This window comes from Novosphingobium sp. SL115 (assembly GCF_026672515.1).
Lineage (GTDB): Bacteria > Pseudomonadota > Alphaproteobacteria > Sphingomonadales > Sphingomonadaceae > Novosphingobium.
Genome location: NZ_JAPPRG010000002.1, coordinates 2,128,310 through 2,139,795 on the forward strand (window position 1 = coordinate 2,128,310; position 11,486 = coordinate 2,139,795).

At 59.7% G+C, this 11,486-nt stretch carries 10 protein-coding genes, 1 tRNA gene and 1 pseudogene; 5 read left to right on the plus strand and 7 right to left on the minus strand.

The annotated features are described in order from the left end of the window. Positions 1-89: 89 nt before the first annotated feature. From OVA07_RS11745 to OVA07_RS11760, 4 genes and pseudogenes are all read left to right on the plus strand, one after another. Positions 90-413 carry a hypothetical protein gene (locus OVA07_RS11745; protein ID WP_268171608.1) on the plus strand — a complete coding sequence of 108 codons (324 nt, stop codon included), beginning with the start codon at positions 90-92 and terminating at the stop codon, positions 411-413. 56 nt (positions 414-469) lie between these two features. Further along, a pseudogene (locus OVA07_RS11750) lies at positions 470-1,615 on the plus strand (IS3 family transposase). Between the two features lie 65 nt (positions 1,616-1,680). Further along, on the plus strand, positions 1,681-1,995 hold the full coding sequence (locus OVA07_RS11755) for a hypothetical protein (RefSeq protein WP_268171609.1): 315 nt from the start codon (positions 1,681-1,683) through the stop codon (positions 1,993-1,995). Between the two features lie 82 nt (positions 1,996-2,077). After that, positions 2,078-3,553 (plus strand): hypothetical protein, encoded by a 1,476-nt coding sequence (locus tag OVA07_RS11760; RefSeq protein ID WP_268171610.1) that lies wholly within the window; start codon positions 2,078-2,080, stop codon positions 3,551-3,553. Positions 3,554-3,860: 307 nt separating this feature from the next. Here OVA07_RS11760 and OVA07_RS11765 read toward each other — a convergent pair whose 3' ends face one another. The 5 genes from OVA07_RS11765 to OVA07_RS11785 all read right to left on the minus strand — a co-directional run bounded on the left by OVA07_RS11765 (position 3,861) and on the right by OVA07_RS11785 (position 6,220). Then, complete coding sequence (locus OVA07_RS11765) at positions 3,861-4,073, minus strand: hypothetical protein (protein WP_268171611.1); 213 nt, start codon at positions 4,071-4,073, stop codon at positions 3,861-3,863. A gap of 123 nt (positions 4,074-4,196) precedes the next feature. Further along, the gene (locus OVA07_RS11770; RefSeq protein ID WP_268171612.1) at positions 4,197-4,394 is read right to left on the minus strand and encodes a hypothetical protein; all 198 of its coding nucleotides are present in this window, start codon (positions 4,392-4,394) and stop codon (positions 4,197-4,199) included. Between the two features lie 182 nt (positions 4,395-4,576). Then, on the minus strand, positions 4,577-5,137 hold the full coding sequence (locus OVA07_RS11775; protein WP_268171613.1) for a tyrosine-type recombinase/integrase: 561 nt from the start codon (positions 5,135-5,137) through the stop codon (positions 4,577-4,579). Positions 5,138-5,273: 136 nt separating this feature from the next. Next, positions 5,274-5,348: transfer RNA gene (locus tag OVA07_RS11780), tRNA-Asn, on the minus strand. A gap of 80 nt (positions 5,349-5,428) precedes the next feature. Continuing rightward, positions 5,429-6,220: an NAD kinase gene (locus tag OVA07_RS11785; RefSeq protein ID WP_268171614.1), complete on the minus strand. Its 792-nt coding sequence runs from the start codon at positions 6,218-6,220 to the stop codon at positions 5,429-5,431. A 129-nt stretch (positions 6,221-6,349) separates the two neighbouring features. Between OVA07_RS11785 and OVA07_RS11790 the strand changes: the two genes are divergently transcribed. Then, positions 6,350-7,654 carry a bifunctional diguanylate cyclase/phosphodiesterase gene (locus OVA07_RS11790; RefSeq protein ID WP_268171616.1) on the plus strand — a complete coding sequence of 435 codons (1,305 nt, stop codon included), beginning with the start codon at positions 6,350-6,352 and terminating at the stop codon, positions 7,652-7,654. Here the strand turns inward: OVA07_RS11790 and mfd are convergent. Together mfd and OVA07_RS11800 are read right to left on the minus strand one after the other, a co-directional pair. Beyond that, a complete protein-coding gene (mfd, locus tag OVA07_RS11795) occupies positions 7,651-11,157 on the minus strand; it encodes a transcription-repair coupling factor (protein ID WP_268171617.1) in 3,507 nt (1,168 codons plus the stop codon). The genes OVA07_RS11790 and mfd overlap by 4 nt on opposite strands. Positions 11,158-11,186: 29 nt before the next feature. Continuing rightward, entirely contained in the window at positions 11,187-11,468 is a 282-nt protein-coding gene (locus OVA07_RS11800; RefSeq protein WP_268171618.1) for an FAD assembly factor SdhE, read from the minus strand. Positions 11,469-11,486 lie beyond the last annotated feature (18 nt).

Below are 11,486 nucleotides of genomic sequence, written 5' to 3' on the forward strand. Positions count from 1 at the left end.
GAAGCACGCAGTCCGCGGGTCACAACACCAGCAGACTGAATTTGCTGGTTGATGCTCCGTCCTGTCTTTCAGGAAACCGGAGCAGGACAATGTGGCTTGAACGTGATGCACAAATCGGTGGCCCGGATTGGTTCTCGGCCAATCAGGGCGTGCAAATTGCAGCGAACTATCGCCGTGGCGTGCTACGTGCGAAGGTCAATGTGCAGCGCCTGACCTGTCAGACCGCCATGCTGGACTGCATGGACAGGCCACAGCCCGGAACTCTGATCTGGCTCACCCTGAGCGGTCTTGAGGCGCGTAGCGCCATGGTCGAAAGTTGCGAAGGCTTTCGGATGACGATCCGCTTTGTGGAGCCGTTCCACCCTGCTGTAAGAGACGCGATCCTTGGTGGAACCATTCGCGCCTATCACTGAGTAGCCCCTAGATTTCTGGACGCCTTCGATCCTACGTTTGAGGACAGGAGGCGACGATGGGGAAGCCCAATTTCAGTGATGAGTTCAAGCGTGATGCGGTGGCCCAGATCACCGAACGCGGATATCCTGTAGCCGAGGTCTCGCAGCGGCTCGGCGTCAGCCAGCATTCGCTGTATGCCTGGAAGCGGCAGTTGGCCCGACAGGTGTCCGGCGATGCCGGCAAGGATGCCGAGATCCGCCAGCTGAAGCGCGAGCTGGCCCGGGTGACCGAGGAGCGCGACATCCTAAAAAAAGCCACCGCGTATTTCGCTCGAGATGCAAAGTGAGATACGCGTTCATTGCCGAGCATCGCGATCGTTTTGGCGTGCGGGCAATGTGCCGCTGCCTCGCCGTGCAGCCCAGCGGTTTCTATGCCTGGCATCTTCCCGAGCCCGCTGAGCCAGCGGGCTCGGGAAGATGCCCGGCAGACCGATCTTATCCGCAAAGCCTGGAACGACAGCGGGAGGGTCTATGGCTATCGCAAGCTGCACGACGATCTTCTGGATCACGGCGAGACCTGCTGCCCCAACCGCGTTGCGCGGTTGACCAGGCTGGCGGGTATCAGGGCCCAGGTCGGCTACAAGCGCCGGCCTGGCAGCTACGGTGGCAAGCCGTCCCTGGCGATCGACAACACGCTGGATCGCCAGTTCGACGTGGCTGCGCCAGACCGAGCCTGGGTGACAGACATTACCTACATCCGCACCCTGGAGGGCTTTGCCTATCTGGCTGTCGTGATCGACCTCTATTCCCGCCGGGTGGTGGGTTGGTCGATGCAAAGCCGGCAGACTACCGATGTGGTGCTGCAGGCGCTGCACATGGCGGTATGGCGGCGCAAGCCGAAGCAGCGAGTGCTGATCCATTCGGATCAGGGCTCGCAGTTCACCAGCATGGACTGGGCTGCCTTCATCCGGGTTCACAATCTTGAGCACTCGATGAGCCGACGCGGCAACTGCCATGACAATGCCGTCGCCGAGAGCTTCTTCTCGTCGCTCAAGCGCGAACGCATCCGGCGCCGGACATACAAAACACGCGAGGAAGCCCGGCAGGACGTGTTCGATTACGTCGAGATGTTCTACAACCCCGTGCGCAAGCAGTTCAGGAACGGGATGCTGTCGCCCGCCGAGTTCGAACGGCAGCAGATTTTGAAAGCGGAAGGCGTCTAGAAAACTAGGGGCTACTCAGCGGACAAGATCCGTGGCTGGTAAACCGGCCCAGCCTGAAGCCCGCGTTGGCGCAGTGCGAGGCGAACCTTGCCAATATTGTGCGCACGCAGGCTGAGGCTGAGGCGCTGCAGGCCGCTGTCAACGAAGACGAAGAGTGGCGCACCGCCGCAAATGCCCAAAGGAGCGACTTGGCCCATGAACAGGATCTTTCGCGTGCGCTGGATGCTGGGCGCAGCTTTGCTGACACAGATTCTGACGTGCAAGCCTGCACCGGTGCCGTGACGTATGCCGTGGCGGCACATAACTGGGCGCAGACGCTGGATGCTTCAGTAATACGGGAAACTTCTGCCGATACGGAGGTTTCTCAAGTCTCCGATTGAACAGACTGAATAACGTGAAATCGACTCTTGGATAAATAATGGCAAGATAACATCTGCGCCTTTTGATTCTGGGGGAGGTTTTATGAGCTATACGCCGTTTTTCACTACCGATGGTAAGCTGGACGATGCGTCGAAAGCAGATGTCGAGGCAATGCTTCAAAGGCTGTCCAGGGCCGACAATCCAAAGTTGATGCTATTCGTCCACGGCGGACTTGTGAATACGATGGCTGGCTGGATGTCGGCATCAGAATTTGCCGGACGCATGGCACCTTTACAGCGTGAGGGGTGGGAGATCGGTTCACCCATCTGGCGAAGCGGGTTGGGGGAGACGATCCGGATCAACCAAGATGAACTGGCGCAAGAGTCCCTTTTCGTCAGGATAGTCCTTCGACTGATCGAATGGCTTGACCGCAAGCTGGGCCTGGGCGTTGTGGACCGGGCTTTCATCGACAATGGCGACGTTAACGCCGCTATAACCGCGTTGAACGCAGCACCACAGCCAGAGGCAGAGGCGGTTGAGGTTCGTCTTGGATCATCCGAAGGCGAACTTGAGCGAGCGCAGAATGTCGAAGCTTTAAGCGATCAGCACCTGGAAAATACCGATCTGGCGCAAATGCTGTTGGACGACAGTGAATTTGTAGCTGCGGTAATACCGGGCTTGTCCATGATCGATGCCGATGTGCGTGAAAGGGTTGATGCTGCGCGCGTATTCGGCATGGCCAGATCGCGCCATCCGGTTGGCGTAAGCGCACCCGCAGCATATGCCGTTTCATTAAGCGTGGTACGTGCTGGCTATCGGGTCTTGAAACGCCTGGTGCAAGACCGCGACCATGGCCTTGGGCCGACCATCGTGGAAGAAGTGATCGGAGCCCTGTATCTGGATCAGGTAGGGGCTGCTGCCTGGAAGCTGATGAAAGATGATGCACGGCAGCATTTCGATGCTGGCGGTGCGGGCAGGCTTGTGTTTCGAACCCTTGCCGAAATTGCCCGAACCGGCAAGCTAGTGCGGTTAATAACGGTGGGGCATAGTGCAGGTTCGGTCTTTGCAGCCGCCCAAGCTGATTACGCGGCAGAGGCGCCCGCAAATTTGACGATGGACAACATCTTCCTTGCGCCTGCGGTACGGATTGATGAAGCGTCAGAAAAGCTGGGCAGCGGTCGAGCTGATGGGCTTCGTATCTTTACCATGGACGATGCGCATGAGCGGGCGAACCATCTTGACGGCACAATATTCGGGAAAATCTATCAGCGTTCGTTGCTGTATCTGATTTCCGGGGTTCTGGAACGGGGCACACGCTCGCGCTACACCGATGCTCCCTTGGTTGGCCTGCAGCGGCACCTGATGCCGAAATACCGCCCCACGCGTGAGGAGCGTCGCGAGCTGGATGCTTTCAAAGGATGGCTTGGCGCGACGAACGATGGCCTCATCTATTCCCCATCGCCGACGGAAAACGGACCGGGGCGTCGGGCTTTTGCCAGTGTCCATGGCGGTTTCTGGCGCGATGATGCCGTTGTTGAAAGCATTCTCTGGATTGCGCGGAACGGATTCAATGGGTGATCTGGGTGTGACCTGGCGTCGGCGCGTATCAAAAATGCGCTGACCGTTAGATCGGGGTGAGGGCGGGCACACCGCTGTCGCCGCCGAAAGTGGCTGTGCCGGACTGCATGAAGACCTGTCTGCCAGTACCTTCGTGGCTGTCAGCAATTTTGATGTGCAGGCCTGCACGCTGCCGTGATCTGGGCAGTGAGTGCTTAAAACTGGTCGCAGCCTTTGCTCCAGCCAGACGGCGGCGCCTTGCCAGACAGACAATTTGCGAGAAGGCACGACGGACCGCACCAGATCGTCCCGGTGCAGACCTTACGGTTTATCCTTCTAGGTAGATATCGGGCATTGCCTGGATAGCCATATCGAGCCTGTCCAAAGCCTGAGCAATGTTGACGCCCACAAATGGCAAATTCAGATCGTCCGCCATGGCCAGCGCGTATTGCAGTACTGCGCCGAGTCCTTCTTTGGTCGGAAATTCGGCGAAAGTTTCGCCCGCATTGGCATGCGGCTGAATGGTCGATAGTATAGTCATGTGTCCCCTACGGACTGGCTTGCACGTAACTCTAAAACGCACAGGATGGCAGTTCCCTTCGAGCAAACAGCCGAAACGGCACAACGTTCCCAAAGTCCGAGAAGGCGGGGGCAAACTTGAATGTCAGGTGCCGCGATCCAGCGACAGATTGACGCGAACCGGCTTGCCCGCATTGCTGATCAACGGGGCAGCCATAAGAATGGCTCCTGCGGCCAGAACTTCAGCCACTTCCGCGCGGATCGCATCCATCCCGCGCGATTCGACGGCAGGTTGATCGTCAAACCAAAGCGCTAATGCTTCTGTTGCCCCATGCGCTGTCATCGTCCTTGTGAACCACGCCAATGAAGGTTTTCATTTTTCTTCCCTTGGCGTGGATCGGGTCAGATCCGGCCCGTCACTTTGGCAATTGAACGGGTGGTGCCCTGCGGCACGTTGTGCTTGTGGTCGGGGGCCGATAACTGGGACGAAGCCGCCGTTCTGAAGTAACCCGTCGACCGGCAATTTTAGCCGAGAGCCGACGTCATATGATGAAGTGTAGGGCGGCCACATCGACGGGCCCGGGCATACCGTGCTGAAGCCGGTCGTATGTCGCCATCTCCACGAGCTGACCTGCGTTCATCAGTGTTAGGCAATGCGCCTTCAGGCGCCGTCACCTTCTTGATCAGAATAGAACCGAATTCCTTGAAGACGTGCCGTTCCATCCGTTCGAGAATCTGACGTGCATAGTGCGGCGCACGATTCGACGTCGCTTCGCCATGCCACTCGCGTGCCACCCGTTCGAAGGAATCGAGTTCTTCCTGCCGGAGGGCTACTTTCTTTTGATGCCGATCGACTAACGGATCGAGATCCCTTTCGACGAGGGACAAGGCCTCGTTGCGGGCGTTCCTGGCATCGACCAAGGAGCCCAGAACGAACTGCTTCTGCTTTCCGGCAAACCGGTAGCGAAAGCGCCAAGACTTTGTCCCGCCCGATAGAACGTGTAAATACAGGTTGCCGCCGTCCGAAAGCCGAAGCTCCCGTTCTCCGGACTTTGCGTTCTTGCAGGCCTTGTCTGTCAGCGCCATTCGATACCACCAAAGATGCCATCAAACTGATGGCACAGGGCTGATAGTCGCCGAAATACAATGATAAAAGGATGGACTAAAATATACCGATATCAGCCACTTCTTGCGGTGTATGCGATGCACCGAGAAGTTGAAGTGGCTCCCTGAGTAGGATTCGAACCTACGACCAAGTGATTAACAGTCACCTACTCTACCGCTGAGCTATCAGGGAGCAGCCTCGGTTGCCCGGGGCAGGAGCGCGCTAATAACAGGCCAATTTGGTTTGGCAAGCACCTGTTTTCAAATTTTTCGTCAGACCATGAATTGTTCGGCGAAAATCCGGTCTTCCAGGCTTTGGCCACGGTCGAACATCAGGGTCAGGCGATGCTCTGGCCATGCCTTCACCCGAACTTCGCGCACATCACGCACTTCTTTCTGGTCGGCCACGACCAGAACGGGGCGTTTGACCGATTCCAGCGCGCGAAAAACGATCTCGTATGATTCGGGCAGAATCGCACCGCGCCAGCGCCGGGGGCGGAACGGGCTGATCGGGGTCAACGCCAGCATGTTGGAAGACAGCGGAAGGATAGGACCGTTGGCTGACAGGTTGTAGGCGGTTGATCCCGCAGGCGTAGCCACCAGCACCCCGTCACAGGCGAGTTCGGGCATGCGCACTTTGCCGTTGACGCTGACTTCCAGTTTTGCGGTCTGGCGGGTTTCGCGCAGGATCGACACTTCGTTGATGGCACAGAACGATTGCACATCGCCTGCATTGGTCGTGGCGATCATGCGTAAGGGGGAGACGGCGATCTGCGTGGCCCTTGCCATGCGTTCCTCGATCGACCGGCCAGACCGATACTTGTTCATCAGGAAGCCGACTGTGCCAAGGTTCAGCCCGAAGGCCGGAATGATATGGTCGATGTCGATCATGGTGTGCAGCGTTTGCAGCATGAAGCCATCCCCACCGATCACCACGGCGGCATCGGCATCTTCAAGCGCCACCCATTCGCGCGTCTTGGCAAGGGCGTCACATGCTTCCTGCGCCCGGTCGGTTGGCGATGCGAGCAGGGCGAGGCGGGCAAATTCAGGCGCAAAATCGGGCATGGACGGCAGTCCCCGGAAATTCATGTGTATCGGCAGATATGGGGCGCAGGATGCGGGCGCAATGCACAAAAGGCAGGGCAGCGCGCTAACAGGAACTCTTTGGCAAGGTTAGGGTGCTATGCCCGAACGATGGGGTCGATCGACATCAATACCAGCAGTTCTGGCAATGGCTCAACGCACAAGCGTGACAGGTTGACCGGCTTGCCTGGCGCGCAGGAAGCCCGTGACTGGCTGGACTATGCAGGCGGGGCGGGTTTCGTTCATGCCATGCTGGTCGGGCTGCACCGTTTCCGGTCGGTCAATCTTGCCTATGGCAAGACCGGTGGCGATCTGGCGTTGGCCGAAATTGCCCGTCGCATTGCCGATTTCGCGCGCGAGGAACTGGGCCGCGACGTGCTGGTTGCGCGGATCGGCGGCGGTGAATTTCTGGTGGCCAGTAGTGGCACGTTAAGCCGGGAGCGCTGGCAATGGCTGGCCGAAGCGCTGGTGCGCACAGTGGGCCGCGCCATGCCGATGTATGGAGATGTGCTGCATCTGGTGCCGCGTGTTGCCATGCTGCGCGGTCAGCCCGGAGAGGGTGGGGCGGATCTGCTGGATAGACTGGATCAGGCGCTTGACGCCTTGCAGCAACAGGCCGGGCGGCGGATCATCTGGGCCGATGGCTCGCACCGGGCACGCGGGCGCAGCGCGGCGCGGCTTGAGGCTGACCTGATCGGCGCAATGACGCGGGACGAGATCGGGTTAGTGTTTCAGCCACAGTATCACGTTGCCAATGGGCAGCTTGCCGGGGTGGAAGCGCTGGCGCGTTGGGACCATCCGCAACTGGGCCGGATCGGGGCGGACACGCTGTTTGCCATTGCCGAACGGGGCGACCATGTGGCCCAGCTATCGCGGCACATTGCACGCCGTGCGCTGGGCTGTGCAGCGCAATGGCAGCCATTGCTGGCGCTTTCGTTGAATGTCACCGCAGAAGACCTTGCCGATGACCAGTTCGCCGCTGATTTCCGGGCTATTCTGGTCCAAACGGGATATCCGGCGGCGCAACTGACACTGGAGGTAACCGAACATGCATTGGTCGCCGATTTTGCCCGATCGGCTGAAGCGCTGGGCGAACTGGCTGCGCTGGGCGTGCGGATTGCGCTGGATGATTTCGGCACCGGTTATGCCAACTTCCACACCCTGAAGGCGCTGCCGCTGGACACGTTGAAGCTGGACGCATCGATGGTGCGCGATGTGGACCATGACCCGCGCGACCGGGCGATTTTAAAGGCGATTGTCGCCATGGGGCGAGCGCTGGGGCTGAAACTGGTGGCCGAAGGAATCGAACGGGAAGCGCAACTGGCGGTGCTGACCGACGAAGGCTGCGACACGTTTCAGGGTTTTCTGAGGTCAGGCCCTGTCTCGGCTGAGGCGATCATCGCGCTGGTGCGTTAAGCGGCCTTCTTTGCACGCCGAGCGATGGCTGAAAGGCCTTTCGTCATCTGAACAAGGCCGTTCAGGCGGCCTTCGGGCGTGCTCCAGGCGCGCTGGATGACCAGCTTGTTGTCGGGGCGCAACTTGGCCACGCCACCCAAGCGTTCGACATAGCCGATCAGCCCAAGCGGATCGGGGAAGCTGTCCTTGTGGAAGCTGACCAGCGCGCCCTTTGCGCCAACGTCGATCTTGGCGATGTTGGCGGCAATGGCCTGCCGCTTGATCTCGATCAGGCGCAGCAGGTTCTGCGTGGGCGCGGGCAGGGGGCCAAAGCGGTCGATCATTTCTGCCGCCAGCGCTTCTACCGCATCAGCGCCATCAGCATCGTTCATGCGGCGATAGAGTGCCATGCGCACGGCAAGATCGGGCACATAGTTTTCAGGGATCATGATCGGCGCATCGACAGTGATCTGCGGGCTGAGTGCTTCACGTTCGCGCGCAAGGCCAATGTCGCCTGCTTTGGCCGCAAGGATCGCGTCTTCGAGCATGGATTGGTAGAGTTCGAAGCCGACTTCCTTGATGTGACCGGACTGTTCATCGCCCAAAAGGTTGCCTGCGCCGCGAAGATCAAGATCATGGCTGGCAAGCTGGAAGCCTGCACCAAGGCTATCAAGATCGCCCAGCACCTTGAGCCGCTTTTCTGCGACTTCAGACAGGGCGGTGTTTTCGGCATGGGTGAGATAGGCGTAGGCGCGAATCTTGCCCCGGCCCACACGGCCGCGAAGCTGGTAAAGCTGGGCAAGGCCGAACCGGTCTGCGCGGTGAATGACGATGGTGTTGGCGCTGGGAATGTCGATGCCGCTTTCGACGATGGTGGTGGACAGCAGCACTTCGTATTTCTTTTCGTAGAACGCACCCATGCGGTCTTCGACTTCTGTTGGACTCATCTGGCCGTGCGCAGTCACGAAACGGACTTCGGGCACGTTCAGGCGCAGCCATTCTTCCAGATCGGGCATGTCGGCAATGCGCGGCACCACGATGAAGCTTTGCCCGCCGCGCTGGTGTTCACGCAGCAGTGCCTCGCGCATCACCATGTCATCCCACGGCATGACATAAGTGCGCGTGGCAAGGCGATCGACCGGGGGCGTCTGGATGGTGGACAGTTCGCGCAGGCCAGACATGGCCATCTGCAACGTGCGCGGAATGGGCGTGGCGGTAAGTGTGAGGACGTGAACGTCGGCCTTCAGTTCCTTCAACCGTTCCTTGTGGGTGACGCCAAAGCGCTGTTCCTCGTCAACGATGACAAGGCCGAGGTTCTTGAAATCGATGGATTTTGCCAGCAGGGCGTGGGTGCCGATGACAATATCGATCTGGCCACTGGCAAGGCCGAGCTTGGTTTCGGCCATTTCCTTGGCAGGGACAAGGCGGAACAGGCGGCCGATTTCGAGCGGGAAGCCTTTGAAGCGCTCGACGAAGTTGGAAAAGTGCTGGCGCGCCAGCAGCGTGGTGGGAGCAATGACAGCAACCTGCACACCCTGCATAGCGGCCACGAACGCGGCGCGCAGGGCAACTTCGGTCTTGCCAAAGCCAACATCGCCGCAGACGAGGCGGTCCATCGGTTTGCCTTCCGACATATCGGTCAGCACATCGTCGATGGCGCGTTCCTGATCTTCGGTTTCGTCCCATGGGAAGCGATCCACGAAGGGGCCGTAGCTGGTGGGATCGACCGGCAGGATCGTGCCCTGTCGCAAGGCGCGCTGGGCTGCGGTGGCCATGAGATGCCCCGCCATTTCCAGAATGCGTTCGCGCATCCGAGCCTTCCGGCGCTGCCAAGCTTCGCCGCCCAGCTTGTCCAGCCCGACGCCTTCAGCATCAGAGCCATAGCGCGAGAGGACATCAAGGTTCTCGACCGGGATATAAAGCTTGTCGCCGCCCGAATATTCAAGCTGAACGCAGTCGTGCGGGCTGTCGCCTACGGCGATGGCTTCAAGCCCGACATAGCGGCCGATGCCGTGGTCCATGTGGACGACAAGATCGCCCGGCGTAAGCGCCGACAGTTCGGCCAGAAAGGCGTCAGCGTTCTTGCGCTTCTTTTTCCGGCGGACCAGCCGGTCGCCCAGAATGTCCTGTTCGGTCAGTAGTTCCAGATCGTCGCTGGCAAAGCCCTGTTCCAGCGGCAGCACGATGGCCACGGGTTTGCCGCTGGCAGCAAGCCCCAGCGCTTCCTGCCAGCTTTCCGCCATGAGCGGGGCGGTTTTGCCCATTGGCGCGCCCGCTTCGGCGAGAAGCGACGCAAGGCGTGAACGTGAGCCGGTGCTGTAGGCCGCTATGATTGGTTTTTTGCCACGCGTGCCAAGAGCAGCGATGTATTTTGCTGCCGCTTCATAGATGTTAGCGCCGCCGCTGCCCGCAGCCGCGCGTTCAGGCGTGAAATCATGGGCAGAGGCAAAGCCGAAATCGATGACCTGTTTTGATTCTGGTTCGGCAAAGATAGTGCTGCGATGGATCGGCCAGCCTGCCAGCGCACGGTCGAATTCATCCGCCGCCAGATAAAGCGCGTTTTCCGCCAGCGGCCGATAGCTGCCCGGTGCTTTCGAGGAACTGTCGACGCGGGACTGGTGGTAATCGGCAATATCGGCAAAGCGCTGCTCGGCCGCCTTGATTGCAGTCGTATCGACCATGACCAGATCGGCATCGGTCAGATGATCGAACAGCGTGACAAGGCGGTCTTCAAGCAGCGGCAGCCAATGTTCCATGCCGGCCAGACGACGACCATCGCTGATCGCCTGATACAGCGGATCGCCAGTGGCATTGGCGCCGAACATTTCGCGGTAGCGGCTGCGGAAGCGCTTGATGCTGTCATCGTCTAGCAGGGCTTCACTGGCAGGCAGCAGCAGATGCGTGTCGACCGGTTGCACCGAACGCTGCGTGTTCGGATCAAACAAGCGCAGGGTCTCGAGTTCATCGCCAAAGAAATCGAGCCGCAGCCCGTGATCCAGTCCCGAAGGGAAGATATCAAACACCGAGCCGCGCACTGCATATTCACCGGCATCAACTACCGTATCGGTGCGCGAATAACCCTGCCGTTGTAGTAGTGCGATGAGGCTTTCGCGCCCGATTTCCGCGCCGGGAGTGAGCAGGCGGATGGATTCGCGGATGCGGAACGGGGTGAGCGTGCGCTGCAAGGCAGCGTTGATGGTGGTGACCAGCAGTTGCGGACCGGTGCGCTTTTGCTGAAGCTTTTGCAAAGCCGCCAGACGGCGTGCGCTGACCGAAAGTGCGGGCGATGCGCGGTCAAACGGCAGGCAGTCCCACGACGGGAAATCTATAACGTCTAGATCGGGCGCGAAGAACGCTGCGCTATCGGCAATGGCGCGCATGGCGGCTTCATCGGGGGCGATGAACACGGCGCGGCCCTTTGTCGCGCGTGCCAGATCGGCCAGAACCAACGGCTGTGCGCCGCGGGCAATGGACGAAAGCGTCAGCGGCGCTGTTGCTGAAAGGATGCGGTCGAGATCAGACATGGTGCTGTGTTTAACGCAAGGGCGCCGGATTAGCGCGGAATCTCGACGTAATCGAGCTTGCGCATCGCGTCCATCAGCGGCCCTTCGTACTTTTCGGGCACGGGCTGCGTTCCCAGCGCCCATGCCATGATCTCTACGTCGTCTTCTTCGATCAGGTCTTCGAACCAGCGCACGTCAGCTGCGCTCCAGTCAGCGTGGAAGCGGTCAAAAAAGCAGCCGATCATGTAGTCCGCTTCGCGCGTGCCGCGATGCCAGGCGCGAAAATGCAGGCGACGCAGGGCTTCCGGAGCTATCTGGGCGGTATCGGTCATGGCAAAGCCGTTAGGCCG

Bases quoted from the DNA above. Each gene is read 5' to 3' on its own strand.
- OVA07_RS11765 (WP_268171611.1), bottom strand. From the start codon at position 4,073: ATGACTATACTATCGACCATTCAGCCGCATGCCAATGCGGGCGAAACT.
- OVA07_RS11790 (WP_268171616.1), top strand. From the start codon at position 6,350: ATGGGGTCGATCGACATCAATACCAGCAGTTCTGGCAATGGCTCAACG.
- OVA07_RS11770 (WP_268171612.1), bottom strand. From the start codon at position 4,394: ATGACAGCGCATGGGGCAACAGAAGCATTAGCGCTTTGGTTTGACGAT.
- OVA07_RS11775 (WP_268171613.1), bottom strand. From the start codon at position 5,137: ATGGCGCTGACAGACAAGGCCTGCAAGAACGCAAAGTCCGGAGAACGG.
- OVA07_RS11785 (WP_268171614.1), bottom strand. From the start codon at position 6,220: ATGCCCGATTTTGCGCCTGAATTTGCCCGCCTCGCCCTGCTCGCATCG.
- OVA07_RS11800 (WP_268171618.1), bottom strand. From the start codon at position 11,468: ATGACCGATACCGCCCAGATAGCTCCGGAAGCCCTGCGTCGCCTGCAT.
- mfd (WP_268171617.1), bottom strand. From the start codon at position 11,157: ATGTCTGATCTCGACCGCATCCTTTCAGCAACAGCGCCGCTGACGCTT.
- OVA07_RS11745 (WP_268171608.1), top strand. From the start codon at position 90: ATGTGGCTTGAACGTGATGCACAAATCGGTGGCCCGGATTGGTTCTCG.
- OVA07_RS11760 (WP_268171610.1), top strand. From the start codon at position 2,078: ATGAGCTATACGCCGTTTTTCACTACCGATGGTAAGCTGGACGATGCG.